The organism is Kocuria sp. HMSC066H03 (genome assembly GCF_001812045.1).
Lineage (GTDB): Bacteria > Actinomycetota > Actinomycetes > Actinomycetales > Micrococcaceae > Kocuria > Kocuria rhizophila.
Genome location: NZ_KV807506.1, coordinates 579,718 through 596,889 on the forward strand (window position 1 = coordinate 579,718; position 17,172 = coordinate 596,889).

The 17,172-nt window shown below is 71.8% G+C and carries 14 protein-coding genes; 4 read left to right on the forward strand and 10 right to left on the reverse strand.

Translation table 11 applies throughout. From position 1 onward, the window contains the following. The first annotated feature begins 18 nt into the window (after positions 1-18). From HMPREF2833_RS06055 to HMPREF2833_RS06065, 3 genes are all read left to right on the forward strand, one after another. On the forward strand, positions 19-1,278 hold the full coding sequence (locus HMPREF2833_RS06055; protein WP_070636978.1) for a sensor histidine kinase: 1,260 nt from the start codon (positions 19-21) through the stop codon (positions 1,276-1,278). Then, complete coding sequence (locus tag HMPREF2833_RS06060) at positions 1,275-2,300, forward strand: hypothetical protein (protein ID WP_070636979.1); 1,026 nt, start codon at positions 1,275-1,277, stop codon at positions 2,298-2,300. Before HMPREF2833_RS06055 ends, HMPREF2833_RS06060 begins: the two co-directional genes overlap by 4 nt. Positions 2,301-2,709: 409 nt before the next feature. Next, complete coding sequence (locus HMPREF2833_RS06065) at positions 2,710-3,252, forward strand: DNA-3-methyladenine glycosylase I (RefSeq protein ID WP_019309954.1); 543 nt, start codon at positions 2,710-2,712, stop codon at positions 3,250-3,252. Positions 3,253-3,451: 199 nt separating this feature from the next. Here the strand turns inward: HMPREF2833_RS06065 and HMPREF2833_RS06070 are convergent, their stop codons facing one another. The 5 genes from HMPREF2833_RS06070 to HMPREF2833_RS06090 all read right to left on the reverse strand — a co-directional run bounded on the left by HMPREF2833_RS06070 (position 3,452) and on the right by HMPREF2833_RS06090 (position 10,223). After that, positions 3,452-4,876 carry a dihydrolipoamide acetyltransferase family protein gene (locus HMPREF2833_RS06070; protein WP_019309953.1) on the reverse strand — a complete coding sequence of 475 codons (1,425 nt, stop codon included), beginning with the start codon at positions 4,874-4,876 and terminating at the stop codon, positions 3,452-3,454. A gap of 58 nt (positions 4,877-4,934) precedes the next feature. Continuing rightward, positions 4,935-5,909 carry an alpha-ketoacid dehydrogenase subunit beta gene (locus tag HMPREF2833_RS06075; RefSeq protein WP_070636980.1) on the reverse strand — a complete coding sequence of 325 codons (975 nt, stop codon included), beginning with the start codon at positions 5,907-5,909 and terminating at the stop codon, positions 4,935-4,937. Then, the gene (locus tag HMPREF2833_RS06080) at positions 5,906-7,117 is read right to left on the reverse strand and encodes a thiamine pyrophosphate-dependent enzyme (protein ID WP_070636981.1); all 1,212 of its coding nucleotides are present in this window, start codon (positions 7,115-7,117) and stop codon (positions 5,906-5,908) included. The genes HMPREF2833_RS06075 and HMPREF2833_RS06080 overlap by 4 nt, the downstream gene beginning before the upstream one ends. Before the next feature lie 608 nt (positions 7,118-7,725). Further along, complete coding sequence (locus HMPREF2833_RS06085; RefSeq protein WP_029603190.1) at positions 7,726-9,825, reverse strand: lipase family protein; 2,100 nt, start codon at positions 9,823-9,825, stop codon at positions 7,726-7,728. Beyond that, positions 9,822-10,223, reverse strand: a complete 402-nt coding sequence (locus HMPREF2833_RS06090) for a hypothetical protein (protein ID WP_047978544.1) — start codon at positions 10,221-10,223, stop codon at positions 9,822-9,824. The genes HMPREF2833_RS06085 and HMPREF2833_RS06090 overlap by 4 nt, the downstream gene beginning before the upstream one ends. A gap of 192 nt (positions 10,224-10,415) precedes the next feature. Here HMPREF2833_RS06090 and purB point away from each other — a divergent pair, with 192 nt between their 5' ends. Beyond that, positions 10,416-11,858 carry an adenylosuccinate lyase gene (purB, locus tag HMPREF2833_RS06095; RefSeq protein WP_047978545.1) on the forward strand — a complete coding sequence of 481 codons (1,443 nt, stop codon included), beginning with the start codon at positions 10,416-10,418 and terminating at the stop codon, positions 11,856-11,858. Here purB and HMPREF2833_RS06100 read toward each other — a convergent pair. The 5 genes from HMPREF2833_RS06100 to HMPREF2833_RS06120 form a co-directional block, all read right to left on the reverse strand. Continuing rightward, entirely contained in the window at positions 11,846-12,811 is a 966-nt protein-coding gene (locus tag HMPREF2833_RS06100) for a glycerophosphodiester phosphodiesterase (protein ID WP_059280777.1), read from the reverse strand. The genes purB and HMPREF2833_RS06100 overlap by 13 nt on opposite strands. Before the next feature lie 144 nt (positions 12,812-12,955). Further along, positions 12,956-13,756 carry a di- and tripeptidase gene (locus HMPREF2833_RS06105; protein ID WP_070636982.1) on the reverse strand — a complete coding sequence of 267 codons (801 nt, stop codon included), beginning with the start codon at positions 13,754-13,756 and terminating at the stop codon, positions 12,956-12,958. 162 nt (positions 13,757-13,918) lie between these two features. Then, positions 13,919-15,763, reverse strand: coding sequence for a pyruvate kinase (locus tag HMPREF2833_RS06110; protein WP_083310941.1), 1,845 nt, complete (start codon positions 15,761-15,763; stop codon positions 13,919-13,921). 85 nt (positions 15,764-15,848) lie between these two features. After that, positions 15,849-16,187 carry an acylphosphatase gene (locus HMPREF2833_RS06115; RefSeq protein WP_082142023.1) on the reverse strand — a complete coding sequence of 113 codons (339 nt, stop codon included), beginning with the start codon at positions 16,185-16,187 and terminating at the stop codon, positions 15,849-15,851. Positions 16,188-16,329: 142 nt separating this feature from the next. Further along, positions 16,330-16,992, reverse strand: a complete 663-nt coding sequence (locus HMPREF2833_RS06120; protein WP_047978546.1) for an SDR family oxidoreductase — start codon at positions 16,990-16,992, stop codon at positions 16,330-16,332. Positions 16,993-17,172 lie beyond the last annotated feature (180 nt).

Below are 17,172 nucleotides of genomic sequence, written 5' to 3' on the forward strand. Positions count from 1 at the left end.
AGAGCCCGCTCCTACCGCGTGGTCAGCACCCAGCTGCGGTGGAAGCGGTTCTTCGCCACCACCGCGCCGGGGGAACTGGGGGTCTACACCTACCGCGCCCACTGGCTCGCGATGATCGGGGTGGGGGTCTTCGGGGTGACCCACCTGATCGAGGTGTTGCCCATCTTCGCCCAGCAGCAGTCGCACCTGCACGGCTGGTACAGCATCTTCCTGGCCGCGCTCGGTGTCCTGACGGGTCTCACCCTCTACTACGGGCTGCACCACTCGGTGCGCCCGTGGGTGTTCCGGGCGTACACCGCGGTGGTGGCCGCATCCATCCTGACGCTGCCCCTGGCCTACACCGGGGGCATGCTGCCCCAGAACCCGTGGATCTCGGGGTTCATCATCCTGGCCTCCGGGGCCGCGGCCGTGCTGTGGAGTCCCGCGGCCGCGGTGCTGTACACCGTGGGGATCGAGGCGCTCTACGCCCTGGTCTCCGTCCTGGTCGTCTCCGTGTCCCCCAACGCTGAGTCCTGGGTGGCCGGGGGACTCTCCCGCCTGGTGTTTGCCCTCACGCTCATCATGATCATCACGGTGGGCAAGCGTGGCACCGAGCGCATGGACCGCAACTACGCCGAGGCGCTGTCCGAGACGCTCGCCATGACCCGCAGCCGGTCGGAGACGGAGGACCAGGAACGGATCGACCGTCTGATCCACGACAACGTCATGGCCGCGCTGCTCGACGCCTCCCGCAACCACGGGGTGCTGCCCCGCAGGACCCGCGAGCTCGCCGCGCGGGCCCAGGATGTGCTGGCCGAGGAGTCCAGCCGTGCCTCGGGCGCGCACACCGTGATGGTGCACGACCTCATGGACGAGCTGATGGAGGCCCTGTCCCCGTGGCGGGACCGCGTGCGCTTTACCAACCTGCGGGCGCCCATGCGGCCCGTCGGTGAGCCCCGAGTGTTCGTCCCCGCCTACGTGGCCCACGGGCTCACGCAGGCCGTCACGGAGGCCGTGTCCAACAGCGCACGGCACTCCGGCAGCGCGATCACCACCGTGGCCATGGAGGGCGAGATCTGCGAGGCGAGCCCCATCAATCCCGAGGGCTTCTACCTGCGCTTCACCATCAGCGACAACGGCCGGGGCTTCAACTACCACGACGTGCCGAACCGCAGGCTCGGTGTGCGCGTGTCCATCATGGAGAACGTGGACTCCATCGGCGGGGTGGTCCACCTGGACTCCGCCCCGGGCCGGGGCACCCGGGTGGACCTCGTGTGGCCCAAGGACGTGGTGGCATGAGCGAGGTCACCCGCCCGGTCTTCGCCCACCGCTTCATGGGGCTCCTCGTCCTGGCCACGTTCGGCGCACCGTTCGTGGACGCGCTGCGTCACCTCGAGGACGCGACCTCCAGGTGGGCGATGTTCGTCTCCCTCACGGCGTACGCGGTGTCCGGGCTGATCATCGCCCTGCCGGCGTGGGACGGCCGCCGGTTCCACGTGGTCCCCACCGCGCTGAGCGCCACCCTGTTCCTGGTGGCGGCGCAGCAGGGCTACGCGGCCACTCCACTGACCACGGACGCCGGGCAGTCCCCGTGGTTCCACCTGGGGTTCATCGCGGAGCTGTTCGCCCTGGGCATGCGTCGCAGACCGGGGTGGGCGCTGCTGGTGTGGCTCGGCGTGACGGTCATGTCCGTGCTGCGCTGGCCCGTGGTGAACGGTGTCCCCCTCCCCATCGAGGCCTACCACGTGGTGGGTGTGGCCGTGATGATCGTGACCTGGATGGTGGAGCGGCAGTACAACTTCTTCATGAACCGGCGGGAGGAGACGCAGCGGATCCTCGAAGCCGCTCGCAGCGGCGACGAGGTCGAGAAGGGCATGCGCCACGCCTCGAGCCGCCGCGTGGACGAGGTGCGCCGCCTCGCCGGCGGTCTCCTGGAGCAGATCGCCCAGGAGTCCACGGTGGTCACCGACTACGACGTGCAGCAGTTCCGCCTCACGGAGGCGCAGCTGCGGGACAGCATCCGTGGCCGCGCGATCGCCACCCCCCACATCCTGGAGCTCACCCGGGCGGCACGTGCTCGCGGGATCACGGTGGACATCCTCGACGAGCGCGGCACCCCGCCGTCCGACGCGGTGCTCTCCGCCACCGCCCGCCAGCTCTCCGAGATCTTCGCCCACGTCCGCTCGGGAGTGGTCACGGTCCGCGCCCTGCCCCCGGGCGATCCCGCCGCCGTGTTCATCGTCCACGACTCCCAGAACCCCGACGACGACCCCCTGGCCGTGGAGATCGAGGACGTCACGGGCGCCGTGTCCACCTTCTGACCGGGGCCGCCACCTGCTCCGACCGGGCGTCCTCCGGCGGGGCCGGTGATCGACGCCACGCACCGTGCACCGCGCACTTGCCAGGCGGCACCCGTCCTCCGGCTCGCCCGGGCGCGCCCCGCGGCGAGCGCCCTGCACACCCGGGTCCTCAGCCGCAGTCACCATCCCGCACTCCACAGAGCTGCCGCCCCACGGCACCGGGGCCTCACGTGCGTCCTAGCCTCCTGCCATGACGACGACGGCACGTTCCCTCCCCTGCCCGGCGCAGCCACCAGCCCCGGCACCAGATCCCCCGGCTCCCGGGCCGGCGCTGCCCACGTCCGGGACGCTCCCCGCGGCCGGCGGGAGCCATCAGCGCCCCACCGCCAGCCCCCGCGACGCCTTCCGCTCAGTGCTGTGCGGGGACGGTGTGTCCCGCTGCCCCTGGGCGCTCGGCACGGCCGGCGCACTCGCGGACCACGACGACGAGTGGGGGACCCCTCCGAGCACCCCCGCCGAGCACTTCGCCGCCCTCATGCTCGAACTGGTCGACTCGGGGCTGGCCCGGTGGTCGCAGTCCGCACGCCACGGGGCCTGGTACCTGCACATGGCCCACCTGCGCCCGGAGCGCGTGGCGCTGTTCGACGAGGACGACGTCGAGGACCTCCTGGTGACCGCTGACCTGATCCGCAACCGGGCCAAGATCGAGGCGGTGATCCACAACGCGGAGGTGTGCCAGGACTGGGACGTCACCCGGTGGAACGAGCTGCTCACCGAAGCCCAGGTGCCACCGGCGGAGGCACCACCGCAGAACGCGCTGGACCTGCCGGACAGCACCGCCGCGTCCCGCAGGCTGTCCCTCACCCTGCGCTCCCACGGGATCGTGCTGGTGGGTCCGGTGACCGCCCACCGGTGGCTGCAGCGGATCGGGCGGGCGCCCGGTCACGTGGCGGGGTGCTTCCGCGCCACGTGACACGCGCCCGGGACGACCCGTCCGTTCCCCGCTGCGGCGAGGCACTCCGGGCGGTGCCGCGGTTCACGGCGCCCGGCACGACGGAGGGGCGCCCGGCGCGGCGGAGGGGCGCCCGGCGCATCGAGGGGCACCCGCGTGTGCCGCGGGTGCCCCTCGATGCGTCTGCGCCGAGCCCCGGAAGGGCCCGGTCAGCCGTGACTCACTCCAGCAGCAGTGCCGGCTCCTCCACGATCCGGGCCACGTCCGACATGAAGCGGGCAGCCAGCTCCCCGTCCACCACGCGGTGGTCGAACGAGCCGGAGAGGGTGGTGATCCAGCGGGGGACCACTTCCCCGTCCACCACCCACGGCTTCTGCTTGATGGCCCCGAACGCCAGGATGCCCGACTCCCCGGGATTGATGATCGGGGTGCCCGTGTCCGCTCCCAGGACGCCGATGTTCGTGATCGACAGCGTGCCGCCCTGCATCTCCGCGGGCTGCGTGCGTCCGGCACGTGCCGTCTCGGTGAGCTGCTGCAGCGCCACGGCGAGCTCGCGCAGCGAGAGATCCTGCGCGTCCTTGATGTTGGGCACCAGCAGACCCCGCGGCGTGGCCGCCGCGATCCCCAGGTTCATGAAGTGCTTCACGATGATCTCGGTGTCCGACCACGTGGCGTTCACGTCCGGGTTGCGCTCCGCAGCCCAGATCACGGCCTTGGCCACGATCAGCAGCGGGGAGATCTTCACGCCCTCCATGCGCGGGGACTGCTTGAGCCGCTTGACGAACTCCATGGTCCGGGTGGCATCCACCTCCACGAAGATGGACACGTGGGGCGCGGTGAACGCGGACTTGACCATGTTCTGGGCCGTGGCCTTGCGGACGCCCTTGACCTTGATCCGCTCGACACGCTCCCCGCTCTCGCGGACAGCCACGGGAGCCGCGGTGCCGGACGCGACTCCGGAGACACCGCCGCGCTCCGCGTGGGCCAGCAGGTCGCGCTTGGTGACCTGACCGGCCTCACCCGTGGCCTGCACGTCCGCGAGGTCGATGCCCATCTCCTTGGCGGCCTTGCGCACGGGGGGCTTGGCCAGACCGGGCCGCCGTGGCACCACGCCACCGGCGGGGGCCGTGGCACCGGCGGGGTCCCCGCCGCCTGCACCGGCCGGAGCCTGAGCGGGCGGTGCGCTCTCCGCCGCAGTCTCCTCGCGCTCCTGCACCGCGCTGGACGCCGGACGGCTGCGTCGCCGCCGACGCACGGGATCCGCCTTGGGCCCGGAGCCCACGAGGGCCTGGCCCTGGGGCTGGTCCTCGCCCTCCGCCCCCGTGGCCGCACCGTCCGCACCGGCTAGTCCGTTCTGCGGCACCGTACCGGTGTACCCGGGGTCGGTGCCGCCCGCGGGGGCGTCGTCACCCGAGCTGACCGTGATGATGGGCGTGCCCACGTCCACGGTGTCGCCCTCGGCGACCATGAGCTCCTGCACCGTTCCCGCGTACGGGGAAGGCAGCTCCACCACGGACTTGGCGGTCTCGATCTCCACGAGCACCTGGTTGACGGACACGGTGTCGCCCTTGGACACCTTCCAGGCCAGGATGTCGGCCTCGGTCAGCCCTTCGCCCACATCGGGCAGTGTGAAAACCTGGGACATCTGTTCTCCCTCCTGGGGACACCGCGCTCGTCGACGACCGCGGTGATGGTCTGAATGTCTAGTAGGTGAAGGAACGGTCGAGTGCGTCGAGCACCCGGTCCAGATCCGGGACGTAGTGCTCCTCCACCGCGGCCGGCGGGTACGGCATGTGGAACGCGCCCACGCGCAGCACCGGGGCCTCGAGCGAGTAGAAGGCCTGCTCTGTCACGCGCGCGGCGATCTCTCCGCCCAGGCCGCCGAACGTGGGGGCCTCGTGGGCGATCACCAGGCGACCGGTCTTGCGGACCGAGGCGGTGAGCGAGTCGAAGTCGATCGGCGAGATGCTGCGCAGGTCGATCACCTCCACGCTGCGCCCGTCCTCCTCGGCGGCGTTCGCCGCGGCCAGTGCCACGGGTACCAGGGGACCCCAGGCCACCACGGTGGCATCCTCGCCCTCGCGGATCACGGACGCGGAGAACGGGTCCATGGGTTCGGCGGTCTCGTCCACCTCGCCCTTGAGCCAGTAGCGGCGCTTGGGCTCGAAGATGATGACGGGGTCGTCGCTCGCGATCGCCTGCTGCTCCATCCAGTAGGCGTCGTGCGCGTTGGACGGGGTGATGATCCGCAGCCCCGCGGTGTGCGCGTACAGCGCCTCCGGGGACTCGGAGTGGTGCTCGACCGAGCCGATGACACCGCCGTACGGGATGCGGATGGTCATGGGCAGCTTGAGCTTGCCCTCGGAGCGCGCGTGGATCTTGGCCACCTGCGTGGTGATCTGGTTGAACGCGGGGAAGGTGAACCCGTCGAACTGGATCTCGCACACCGGGCGGTAGCCGCGGTGGGCGAGCCCCACCGCGGTGCCCACGATCCCCGCCTCGCCCAGAGGGCTGTCCAGCACGCGGTGCGCACCGAACCGGGCCTTGAGCCCCTCCGTCACGCGGTACACGCCACCCAGGGAGCCGATGTCCTCCCCCATGAGCATGACCTTGGGGTTGTCCTCCATGGCTCGCGTGAGCCCTGCGGTGATGGCCTTGGCAATGGTCAGCTTGCTCACGCGCCCGCTCCTTCCGGTTCCGAGTTCTGGGCTTCGTCCGCGACGTCGAATCCGGCCTGGTACTCCAGGTACTCGGCGCGCTCGGCGTCCACGAGCGAGTGCGGTTCGGCGTAGACGTTGTCGAACCGGTCCACGAACTCGGGCGGCGTCATGGCGAGGACGTCCGCGCGCATCCGGTTCGCGAGGTCGTCGTTCTCCTGCGCCACGGTGTCGAAGAACAAGTCCTCCACACCGTGCTCGGTGCGCAGGTGGACCTTGAGCCGCTCGATGGGATCGAGCAGGCCCCACTGGTCCTCCTCCTCCCGCTTGCGGTACTTGGTGGGATCGTCCGCCGTGGTGTGCGCGCCCATGCGGTAGGTCTCCGCCTCGATGAGGACGGGGCCCTCGCCCTTGCGGATCTTCTCCAGGGCGTAGCGGGTTGCGGCCACCACGGCCAGGATGTCGTTGCCGTCCACCCGCAGGCCCTCGAAGCCGTAGCCGGCCGCCCTCGTGGCCAGCGGCACGCGGGACTGCGTGGAGAAGGGCACCGAGATGGCCCACTGGTTGTTCTGGATGAAGAACAGCACCGGTGCGTCGTAGGACGCCGCGAAGACCATGGACTCGTGAACCTCACCCTCGGTGCTGGCGCCGTCCCCGAAGTACGCGACCACGGCCTCGGGGTCGGTCTCCAGCGGCGTGCCGGCGTCCTCGGCGGCCTTGCGGTCCATCATGGTGCCCATGGCGTAGCCCACGGCGTGGGGGGCCTGCGAGCCGAGCACCACGGTGTAGAGGTTGAGGTTGTGCTTCTCGGGGTCCCAGCCGCCCGCGGTGTGTCCGCGGAAGTAGCGCATGAGCTCGGAGGGCTCCACGCCGCGCTCGAAGGCCACGGCGTGCTCGCGGTAGGAGGGGTAGAGCCTGTCGGTGGGTCGCGTGGGCCACGCGGAGCCGATCTGCGCGGCTTCCTGGCCCCGCAGCGGCACCCACAGCACCAGCTGTCCCTGGCGCTGCAACGAGGTGCCTTCCTCGTCGATCCGCCGCGACATGGTCATTGAGCGGTAGAGGTGCTTGAGGTCATCGACGCTGATGTCCTCGGCATAGGGGGTCAGGAGCGGGTTCTGCGTGACGACGCCGCGCTCGTCCAGCAGCTGGTGCCGGGGGAGCGTGCTCTGCACAGCACCCGGATGGGTACGTGGTTCCATGGTCGGTCGTGGTCCTTCCACTGTCTTCATGACCGGAGGATCGCCCCGGTCATGTCGAGCCTTGCGAACACAGGTCCTCGGGGGCGCTCCGCGTCCGTTGCACTGCCGGGGTGTCGGCATGGTGCGCGGGTGCGGGTAGGTGGCGCTGAGTTCCAGGAAACGGGCGTTCGCCTCGGGTTCACCAGAGCCTACACGGGCGCCGGATGAAGTGTTGCAGGTCACATTGCGGGCGTGTTTGCTCGTCCGCCGTCACGGGAATTCGGACGAACCTGGTTCCGCGGCGCCCTTGCGAGTGCACGGAGATCCCCCGGGCTTCGTGCACGGCGCGCGACCCGTGGGAACGCGCCGCGTGCCCGCCGCCCCCCCTCCTTCGAGCGACCAGCACGACCCACCCGGAGCGCCGACCGGACCGAGCCGCCGTTGGATCCGCCCGCTTCTGCGAGAACTCACAGGCAACCGGACGTCTGAGTGCGTGGTGGCGTCCTCGGCGGACAGGCCTCCCGCCCAGGCCGGCACTCCCCGGCCTGCGTGCCCGGACCCGCGTCGACCAGCCCGCCTCGGCCACCCGGCCGCCGAGGGTTGCCGGTGCCGGCAGCGGGGGCGAAGGACGGGCGGCCGCGCACGGCGGCGCCTCCCGCTCACCGGACCGGCGGTGCGCCGCCGGCCGGGCTCTCCTCCACGTCCAGACCCGCATGCTCCTCCCACCCGGCGTACACGTAGGTCTCGGTCCGGACTCCCGGCCCGTGGGGAACAGCTGCGGCCAGCCGGTGCTCGTGCGCCTCCACGGTGGGGTCTCCGGACCCGGAGATGCCCTGGGCACCCACGACGTAGAGGTTCATCTCGTGCGCCGCGGTTCCCAGTGGTCCGTCCTTGTAGCGCAACGCGCCCGCGTAGGGTGTGCTCACCCGGACCGTGGACCGGTGTTCGCCGTCCGGGTTGGGCACGCCGTCCAGGGTGGGCACCAGGTCGTCGACGTGCTCCACGGCCATCACCGAGGTCTCGGCAGGAATCGCGAAGTCCCCCACGGGCGCCCCGTACGTGGTGACCGCCTGGACGTCGTAGCGGCTGCGGAACTCCTGGTTCGCGGCGAGCCCCGCGGCGTCGATCCCACCCAGGCTGTGCCCCGTGAGCACCACGGTGTCCCCCGGGCGGATGCCCGCGTCCTGCAGTGCCTGCACCGCCATGCGCTGGGCCTGCGGGAGCTCAGTGAGGGAGTCCGCGGGGGACGCGGTCATGCCCTGGCCGATGCCTTTGATGTCGTGCACGCCGGGACCGTCCGACCACTGCTCGGTCCCGGTGAGAACCACCGAGTACGCGGTGCGCCCGTCCGCACCGGTGGCCTTCTGCACCATCACCGTGCTGTTCTCCACGGGTTCGCCATCCGCGTCCGCGCCCGACACCATGGTCTTGGCGTCCTTGAGCGCCGCGGCCGTCCCCGCCACGGTGGTGGGGACGGCGCCGTCGTAGCGCACACCGGCGGGCAGCGGCCTGCGGGGCAACGGCGTCATGTGGTGCTCGCGGGCGCTGCGCGGCGTGATGCCGGTGAACACCTCCCGCCGGGCGGGGTACAGGGGATGGTCCTCCTCCAGGTTCCGAACCGTTCCCCTGAGAACCGCCCCGGTGCGTTCCGCCGGGTTCAGCCGACGGCCTTCGCGATACAGCGCATACACACCGGCCGCCCCGGGCACAGCCATCGCCATCGCGGCCACGGTCACCTCCAGTTCCGAGATGTCCGCGCCGTCCGCGGCAGGAGGTTCCTGAGCAGGGGCTCCGTCCGTCATCCGGCGACCCGCGGCGGAGAGCCGCTCCACCAGGATGTTCCGCAGCTGCTGGCCGATCGTCGGGCGCCGCCCTGTGGTCGACGCCGCGGGGCCCGCAGCCGCGCCGGACGCCCCCTCGGCCGCGCTGTCCTCCGCCGTGCTCCCGGAACCGGCCGCGGCGCCGTCGGGCCACGCCAGCTGGAGACCCCCGTCCAGGAGGTCGTCCACACCGGGACCTCGGATCACGGCGTCCGTGCCGCGGGGACCCCCACCGCGCACGAGGACCCCGAACAGGGTGAGATGGACCCGGTCCCGGAAAGACTCGGGGCTGTCGATCCCGGCGCGGGTGAAGGCCACCTCGAAATCCTCGATCGTGCCTGCCATGTCCCGCAGGAACGCCACTCCCGCTCCCGGCCAGGGTGCCTCCAGCTGCTCGGCTGTGAAGGACCCGGTGACAACCTGCTCGGCCGCCTCGTAGCGCTGCGCGGCCGCCTCGAGCTTCCGGGCCGTCAGCGCGACCTCGGCCGCGTGGTCCAACAGACCCGTCACGAGCAGTCCCGACATCACTGCCGCATCACCCAGCAGGGGTTCTCCGGTCAGGGCCCACAGCTGCGTCTCGACCGCGAGCGGCGTGAGACCGGCCGCCACCTCCCCGCACTCCGACGCCACGCGTGAGAGGTCCCCGGAGGTGGCCCGCATCCCGTCCGTGTCCACCGCGGTCCCGCCGGCCGCTCCCGCGCCCCCGTACACGGTCATGGTCTCCCGGGCGCCATCCACCGCGGCCGCGACGTCCTGTTCGGACTCGAACCCCTCCGCCGCGGGGCGGGGCGCCGCCGCGTCACCGTACAGCTCACCCTGCAGGTCCTCCGCGGGACCGCGGACCTCCGTGACGGCCCCACCCGGCGACGCCGCCTGGCGGGGTTCGTGGGCCGGTGGCACCGGATGCGTCGGGCGGCCCGCACCGTCCACGGGGCTCATGGCCGACGCCCCGCGGGTGCGGTCAGGAGACCCGGCCCCAGGACGGCCCCGAGGGCGGAGAGCAGCGGGGCGCCGATCCCCGCCGCGGTCTCGAGCTCGGCAAGGCGGTCGGCGAGCGCGGTCGCGGCCCAGCGCAGCGTTCGGGATGCCTCCCGGCAGCTCGCGATGTCCTCCCCCAGGCCGGCCACGTCGCGTTCCACCTGGACGGTGAAGAGGCGGGCGCCTGGTCCGCGCCAGGTTTCATGGGTCTCCCCGGCCTCGGCCACCCGGGTGCGCAGGGCACCCAGGTGTTCGGCGGCGTCGTCGTACCGCTGCGCGAGAGCCGTGAGGTGCTCGTGGACCAGTCCGCTGATCCCGGGGAACGCCCCGGGCGCGGCCGCGAGTGCCGTGGGTGTCATGTGGTGTCCTCTCCGCACTGCGCGGACGGGGGCCCGGCGCGCGGGACCAGGCTAGAAAGGGGCGTGGCCGAGCGAGAACCGCCCGGCGGGGACTGGGGACTCGGACCTCCCGGGCCACCCCGGGTGCCCGGCGGTGCAGGTCCCTCGCCGCGGCACCTCGCACCGGGCGGGCGCCCCCTGGCCCGTGGAAGAATGGGAACCATGTCGAACGCCGCGCAGACCCTCCCGTCCGGACGAGTGGCCCTGGGCCAGCAGAGCCCCGCCTTGGCGCTGGGGCCGTTGGACGGCCGCTACCGCCCTCAGACCGCCCCCCTGGTGGACCACCTGTCGGAGGCCGCACTGAACCGCGAGCGCGTGCACGTGGAGGTCGAGTGGTTCATCCACCTGTGCGAGCAGCGCGCCCTGGCCGGCCTGGAGCCCCTCACGGCCGAGCAGGAAGCGGGGCTGCGCGCCATCGTGACCGGCTTCGACGCCGCCGCCGTGGCGGAACTCGCGGAGCTCGAGGCCGTGACGGTCCACGACGTGAAGGCGGTGGAGTACTTCATCGGACGGCGCCTGCCGGAGCTGGGTCTCGGGCACCTCACTCCCCTGGTGCACTTCGCGTGCACCTCCGAGGACATCAACAACCTCTCCTACGCGCTGGGCATCAAGGACGCCGTGGAGCAGGTCTGGCTGCCCGCGGCGCACGGTCTCGTGGCGGCCGTCTCCGCCATGGCGCGTGAGACCAAGGCTGTGCCCATGCTCTCGCGCACGCACGGCCAGCCCGCCACACCCACCACCCTGGGCAAGGAGCTCGCGGTGTTCGCGCACCGTCTGGACCGTCAGGTGCAGCGCGTGGCCGGCACCGAGTTCCTGGGCAAGCTCAACGGCGCCACCGGAACCTTCGCGGCCCACACCGCCGCCGCACCGGACACGGACTGGCCGGGGATCTCCCGCTCGTTCGTGACCGGCCTGGGGCTCACGTGGAATCCCCTGACCACCCAGATCGAGTCCCACGACTGGCAGGCGGAGCTCTACGCGGACGTGGCGCGCTTCAACCGGATCCTGCACAACCTGTGCACGGACGTGTGGTCCTACATCTCGATCGGCTACTTCCAGCAGATCCCGGTGGAGGGTGCCACGGGATCCTCCACCATGCCGCACAAGGTCAACCCCATCCGGTTCGAGAACGCGGAGGCCAACGCGGAGATCTCCTGCTCCCTGCTGGACACCCTGGCCGCCACGCTCGTGACCTCCCGGTGGCAGCGGGACCTCACCGACTCGTCCTCCCAGCGCAACATCGGCGTGGCCTTCGGGCATTCGCTGCTGGCCATCTCCAACGTGGTCAAGGGCCTGGACCGCCTGGACGTCGCGGAGGCCACCCTGGCGGAGGACCTCGACCAGAACTGGGAGGTGCTCGGGGAGGCCGTCCAGACCGCCATGCGGGCGGAGGCCGTTGCCGGGCGCGAGGGGATGGACAACCCCTACGAGCGGCTCAAGGACCTGACCCGCGGTCACCGTGTGGACGCCCAGCGCATGCGGGAGTTCATCGGGGAGCTGGGGCTGTCCGAGGAGACCGCCCAGCGCCTCAGCGCCCTGACCCCGGGCGGGTACACCGGGCTGGCGGAACGGCTCGTGGACTCCTACGGCCTCTGAGCCGCCGGAACCAGTTCACGCTCCCGAACGCCTCGGCCGTGCGCCGAGGCGTTCTGCGCAGAGTCGACGTGCTCGGTGCTCCAGCGGCGGACGAGCGCGGGCACGTTGGTGGTGATCTGCTGGACCCCCAGGGCCAGGCACACGTGGGTGTCCGCGAAGGTGTCCACCGTCCACACCCGCAGCACGGCTCCGCGCTGGAGCCACTGCTCCACCAGCCGGGGGTTGTCCCGCACGAACCGGATCCCCGGCCCCGCGAGCTCCACCTCCCCACGGGAGATGAGGGGCACCCCGGGAGGCATCACGAGGCGCATGCCCGCGCGGCACACGGCCGCGGTGGCGGTGCCCACGCCGAGACCGGCGCGCACCGACTCCACGGTGGACTGAGAGACCAGCTGGCACACGTGGCGCGGTGGCACGTGGTCCAGCACGTGGCGCACGGCATCCGGGTGGAAGCTCATGATCGAGACCGTCACGGTTCCGAGCATCCCGGTCTCCGGGTTCCAGCCGCGCCGCATGAGCAGCACGAGCAGGGCCTCCTCCAGCCCGTGGCCGTACGGGCTGGGGTGCTTGGTCTCCACGGCGAGGCCCATGGGACGCCCGGCGGCCAGCAGCAGGTCCAGCAGCTCGTCCAGCGTGAGCAGCTGCTCGTGGGCCGCCCCGTGGGACGGCGGGATCTCCACACCCTTCCACGAGGTGAAGTCCAGCTCCCGCAGCTGCGCCAGGGTGTGCTGGGCCACTGGCCCGGAGCCGTTGGACGTGCGGCCCAGCTGGGCGTCGTGGTGCAGCACCAGGTGGCCGTCACGTGTCAGGTGGACGTCGCACTCCACGCCGTCCGCGCCGTCGGCGATCGCCTGGACGTAGGCCGCCCGGGTCAGCTCCGGATAGCGGTGCGAGGATCCGCGGTGCGCGTAGATCAGAGGACGGGCGGGAGGACGTTCGGTCGAGGCAGCCACGGCCCCACGGTAGGAAGCCGCGGCGACGGGAGACCGAGCACCAACTGACGCGCCAGTAGCCTTGGGATGACGTCCGCGTGAACGAACAGGCGCCCCGAGGACGGTGGTCCCCGGGGCGCCCGCTCCGTCACGCGGCCTGCAGTGTCACTCGCGCCCGGTGGTGGCGGTCTCCAGGGCCTCCTGCTGGGAGGCTGTGGTCCCGCCCTCGAACGCCTCTGCGCGGTCCCCGAGGGTCAGGTTGGGAGGGAACTGCTCCGGGAACTCCCCGAACGCCTCGTCGGCGGACTTGATGACCTGACGGGCCATGGCCAGGTTGGCGCCGCCGCCCACGAACGCGCCGATCCCGAAGGGCAGGGCGCGGCCCAGCATGGCACCGGACTGGCGGGCGATGAAGCGCTTGACGAACATGCTGCGGATGGACCGGCCCACGTCGAAGAACTTGGCGTTGCTGCCGGACTTGCCCATCATGAGCCCCCACTTGTTGGAGATGCTCTTGCTCGTGGAGGAGCTGGTGAGCAGCTGGCCCATGAGCGCCTGCCCGTCGTCCCCGAGCATCAGGGCCATGACCATGGTGCGGTTCTGGTCCTCGTCCTTGGGCTCGACCCCGTGCAGCTCCGCGACCGCCTGGGCGTAGAGCGCGGTCGCCTCGAGGTAGCCGGTGACGGCCACCGAGGACAGCCCGAAGGAGGTCAGGGTCCCGATCCCCGGAATCGCGGCGGTGGCGCCCACCGCGCCGCCGCCCGCGGTCACCGAGCGCACGTAGAGCTTGCGTGCGCGCTTGGCGAGCTGCGCGGGCGTCTCGTCGGGGTGCTGCCTGCGCATGTGCTTGATCATCTTGACCACCCAGGGCCGCTGGACGCGCAACGCGTGGTTCAGGAACTTCTCCACGCCCGGCGACGGCTGCCCGTGCTCGTCGAACGCCTTGTTCAGGGGGTTTACGCGCATCTGTGTCCACTCCTCGAGACGGATAGGGGCTGCTCGGCGGCCGAGGCCGAGCACATCGGACTCACTATGGCACAGCGCTCGCGGCGGCGCGCGGGCCCGCGCACCCCGTACGCCCAGGGCACACAAGCCCCGGGCCCGGCAGACGGCACGCTCCGGGGCGGGTCAGCGCACGAAGTCCTCCCACGCGTTCAGCCGTCGCAGCAGGTCCGTCTTCTTGGAGGCGTGCCCGGACATCCGCTCGAGCACCGAGGACAGGGTGCGGATGGCCTCCACCACGAAGGGCCCCTTGTTGAGCATCACGCACTCGGCCTGCTGGCCCTGGGCGGCGTCCGTGATCTCCGCACGGGAGGGCAGCCCCTTCTTGGCGAGGGTCTCCAGCACCTGCGTGGCCCAGATGACGGGAACGTGCGCGGCCTCGCACAGCCACAGGATCTCCTGCTGGACCTCCGCCATGCGCTCGAAACCGGTCTCCACGGCCAGGTCCCCGCGGGCGATCATCACACCGGAGTCCTGCCACCGCATGGCCTCGAGCAGCACCATGGGCAGGTGCTCGAAGCCGCCCACGGTCTCGATCTTGAGCGTGATGTCCACCGAGTCGGCCCCCAGCGCCTGCAGCTCGGCCAGGAGGTCTGCCACGTCCTGGGCGCTGCGCACGAAGGACATGTTGACGATGTCCGCGTGCTGGACGACGAACGCCAGGTCCTCCCGGTCCTTCGCAGTCAGCGCGGGGATCCGCAGATCCGTGTCGGGGAAGTTGATGCCCTTCTCGGCCTTGAGCTTGCTGCCCGCCGGGCTCGCGTGGGTGATCTCCACGTCCATGTGACCGGCGTGCACATGGCGGATCACGCCGCCGATCTTCCCGTCGTCCAACCACACGCGCTGGCCCGCGGCCGCGTCCTGGAACGCCTCGGGCAGTGTGCACCCGATCCGCACCGGGGACGGCCCGCCCACCTGGACGGGTTCCGTGCTGTTGAGCAGCCGCAGCGTGTCCCCCGTGGCCACGCGGAGGTACTGCTCGGTCTCCGGCAGCTCCCCCAGGGTGGCCTCGGAACCGTCCCGGGTGCGCAGCACCAGACCCGTGGCGAAGTAGACGGTCTTGGAGAACTCCACCAGCACGGCGTCGTCGTGGGTCTCAACGACCCGCAGGGTGCGACCGGAGTCCCGCGCGTCCCGCAGCTGGAGGCGTTCGCCCACCGTGCGCTCGGCGAGCCACTGCTCGGGTGCGACCGCCACCGCGGGGACGTCCTCCGAGTGCTGGGCCCCGAGCCACAGGCGAGCGGGGCGGATCACGTGACCCGTGGCGTCCCGCTCGGGCTTGATCTTCTCGACGCGCGGCCCGGGCTCCACGGGGCCGGTGCGCACCTTGGGCCCGGCCAGGTCCATGGCGATGCGCACGTCCGTGCCCAGGTCCGACGCCGCGGCCCGCAGGTGCTCGATCATGCTGGACCACTCCTGCGGTCCGTCGTGGGCGCAGTTGATGCGGGCCACGTCCGTGCCCGCGGCCACCATGCGGGAGACGAGCGCGGGGTCCTGCGCCGCCTCAGAGGGCATGGTGACCATGATGCGCGTGGCCCTGCCCTCCGGCGCCTGGCCCACCAGCCGCACGGTGTTCCGCGCCAGTGTGACCGGTCCGGGGCGCAGGTCCTCCCCGGGGAGCAGCCCGGGGTCGAGGTCAGGCAGCTGCGGGTCCGGCAGCCCCGCCACGGCGGCGAGGGTGCGGGCCACGGCCGTGAGGTGCTCGGCCACGCCCGACTCCATGCGCCCCAGGGAGGAGACGCCCAGGCCCGCGAGCTGAATCTGCAGGTCGCGGACATCCTCGGAGCGCACCGCGGTGTAGTCCACCAGGTTGACCGCGGAGTGCCGGTGACGGGGGGCCACCCCGTTGATGCCCTCGAGCCGCACCTCGCGTGCCGCACGGATCCGCAGCAGCAGCTCGCGCACCCGCTCCAGGCACTGGGCGGCGCGCTCGGCCCGCGGGGGGATCTCCTCGGACTCCGTGACGGTCATGGTTCTCCTCGTGTGGCGGACTGCGAGTGCCCCCACCGTAGGCCGCGCAGGTCAACCGGAGGTGAACAGCGCCGGCCGTGCGGTCTCAGTGGGTGCTGAAGTCCGTGTACTGCCCCGTGGCGGGACCGAAGTGCTCGTCCACGGTGATCACAGCACCCGGGGTGTCCCGTGAGATCAGCGCCTGCAGGAAGTCCCCCACGGCCCAGCGCGGGCCCTCGGCGACGACGCCCACGGTGCCGTCCTCGTTGTTGGTCGCGGTGCCCGTGAGCCCCAGCTTCTCGGCCTGCCGCCAGCACCAGTACCTGAACCCCACGCCCTGGACCGTGCCGTGCACCACGGCGGTGAGGGCGATGACCTCGCTGAGGTCCAGGGGCTCCTGGTCGCGGCCGTCGGAGGATTCGGGGTGGATCGATGGCATCTGCATGCCCTCAGCCTAGAAGAACGCCCGGTGGGCGACACCCCTGTCAGGGCGTCGCCCACCGGGCGGTGCGGACTGCCTGGTCGCGGTCCGAGCTGCTGCGGCCGCTCGACCACGGCTCGAACCGGTGCGGCGGCGGGAGCCCCGGTCAGTCGAGCGAGTCGACGGCCTCGGCCACGGGGGTGTCCCCGTCCGCGAACTCGATGAACTTCTTCGCGGTCCCCCGGGGATCCGCGAGCACCCGGGCGGCCACGAGGGCCACGTTGCCGCGGGCGGTGGTGTTGGACTCGCCCTCCCCGGCCCTGCCGAGCGCGATGGCGCCCGTGGCGGCGTCGTCGGTGAGCATTCCGGGGCCCAGGATCGTCCAGGTGAGCGAGCTGGCGCGCAGATGGTCGTCAGCGTCCGCCTTGGACTGGGCGTACGCGTGGAAGTCGTTGTCCTCCGGGACCCCGTGGTCCTGGCCGGCCCCCATGTAGGAGACCATGACGTAGTGCTTCACCCCGGCGGCCTCCGCGGCGTCCATCGAGCGGATGGCCGCGTCCCGGTCCACGGCGTAGGTGCGCTCCGGGGACCCTCCGCCCGCGCCCGCGGACCAGACCACGGCGTCCTGGCCGGACAGCAGCTCCGTGAGGGCGGCCACGTCCATGTCCTGGACGTCCGCCACCACCGGGTTCGCCCCCGTGTCCTGGACGTCCTGGCGCTGCTCCTCCTTGCGGATCACGGCGTTGACCGTGTCCCCCTGTGCGGCGAGCAGCCTGCTCAGCTGGAGCCCCACCTTGCCGTGGCCGCCGATGATCGTGATCTCAGTCATCTCGAGTCCCTCCTGTCGGAACAAGTCCTCCGGGGAACCGTGTCCGTCCCCGGGCCACGTACAGCGGTGCGCGGCACGCGAATATTCCACGGTTCCCGCGCCACCCTCCGAGCCCGGCGGGCCGGTTCGGACCAGCTGCGTCTCAGCAGCTCACGGACGCGGCCAGACCAGAGGTCAGCT

Excerpts from the sequence above, each read along its gene's own strand:
- HMPREF2833_RS06060 (WP_070636979.1), top strand. The coding sequence starts at position 1,275 with ATGAGCGAGGTCACCCGCCCGGTCTTCGCCCACCGCTTCATGGGGCTC.
- purB (WP_047978545.1), top strand. The coding sequence starts at position 10,416 with ATGGGAACCATGTCGAACGCCGCGCAGACCCTCCCGTCCGGACGAGTG.
- HMPREF2833_RS06070 (WP_019309953.1), bottom strand. The coding sequence starts at position 4,876 with ATGTCCCAGGTTTTCACACTGCCCGATGTGGGCGAAGGGCTGACCGAG.
- HMPREF2833_RS06085 (WP_029603190.1), bottom strand. The coding sequence starts at position 9,825 with ATGAGCCCCGTGGACGGTGCGGGCCGCCCGACGCATCCGGTGCCACCG.
- HMPREF2833_RS06115 (WP_082142023.1), bottom strand. The coding sequence starts at position 16,187 with ATGCAGATGCCATCGATCCACCCCGAATCCTCCGACGGCCGCGACCAG.
- HMPREF2833_RS06105 (WP_070636982.1), bottom strand. The coding sequence starts at position 13,756 with ATGCGCGTAAACCCCCTGAACAAGGCGTTCGACGAGCACGGGCAGCCG.
- HMPREF2833_RS06080 (WP_070636981.1), bottom strand. The coding sequence starts at position 7,117 with ATGAAGACAGTGGAAGGACCACGACCGACCATGGAACCACGTACCCAT.
- HMPREF2833_RS06120 (WP_047978546.1), bottom strand. The coding sequence starts at position 16,992 with ATGACTGAGATCACGATCATCGGCGGCCACGGCAAGGTGGGGCTCCAG.
- HMPREF2833_RS06110 (WP_083310941.1), bottom strand. The coding sequence starts at position 15,763 with ATGACCGTCACGGAGTCCGAGGAGATCCCCCCGCGGGCCGAGCGCGCC.
- HMPREF2833_RS06090 (WP_047978544.1), bottom strand. The coding sequence starts at position 10,223 with ATGACACCCACGGCACTCGCGGCCGCGCCCGGGGCGTTCCCCGGGATC.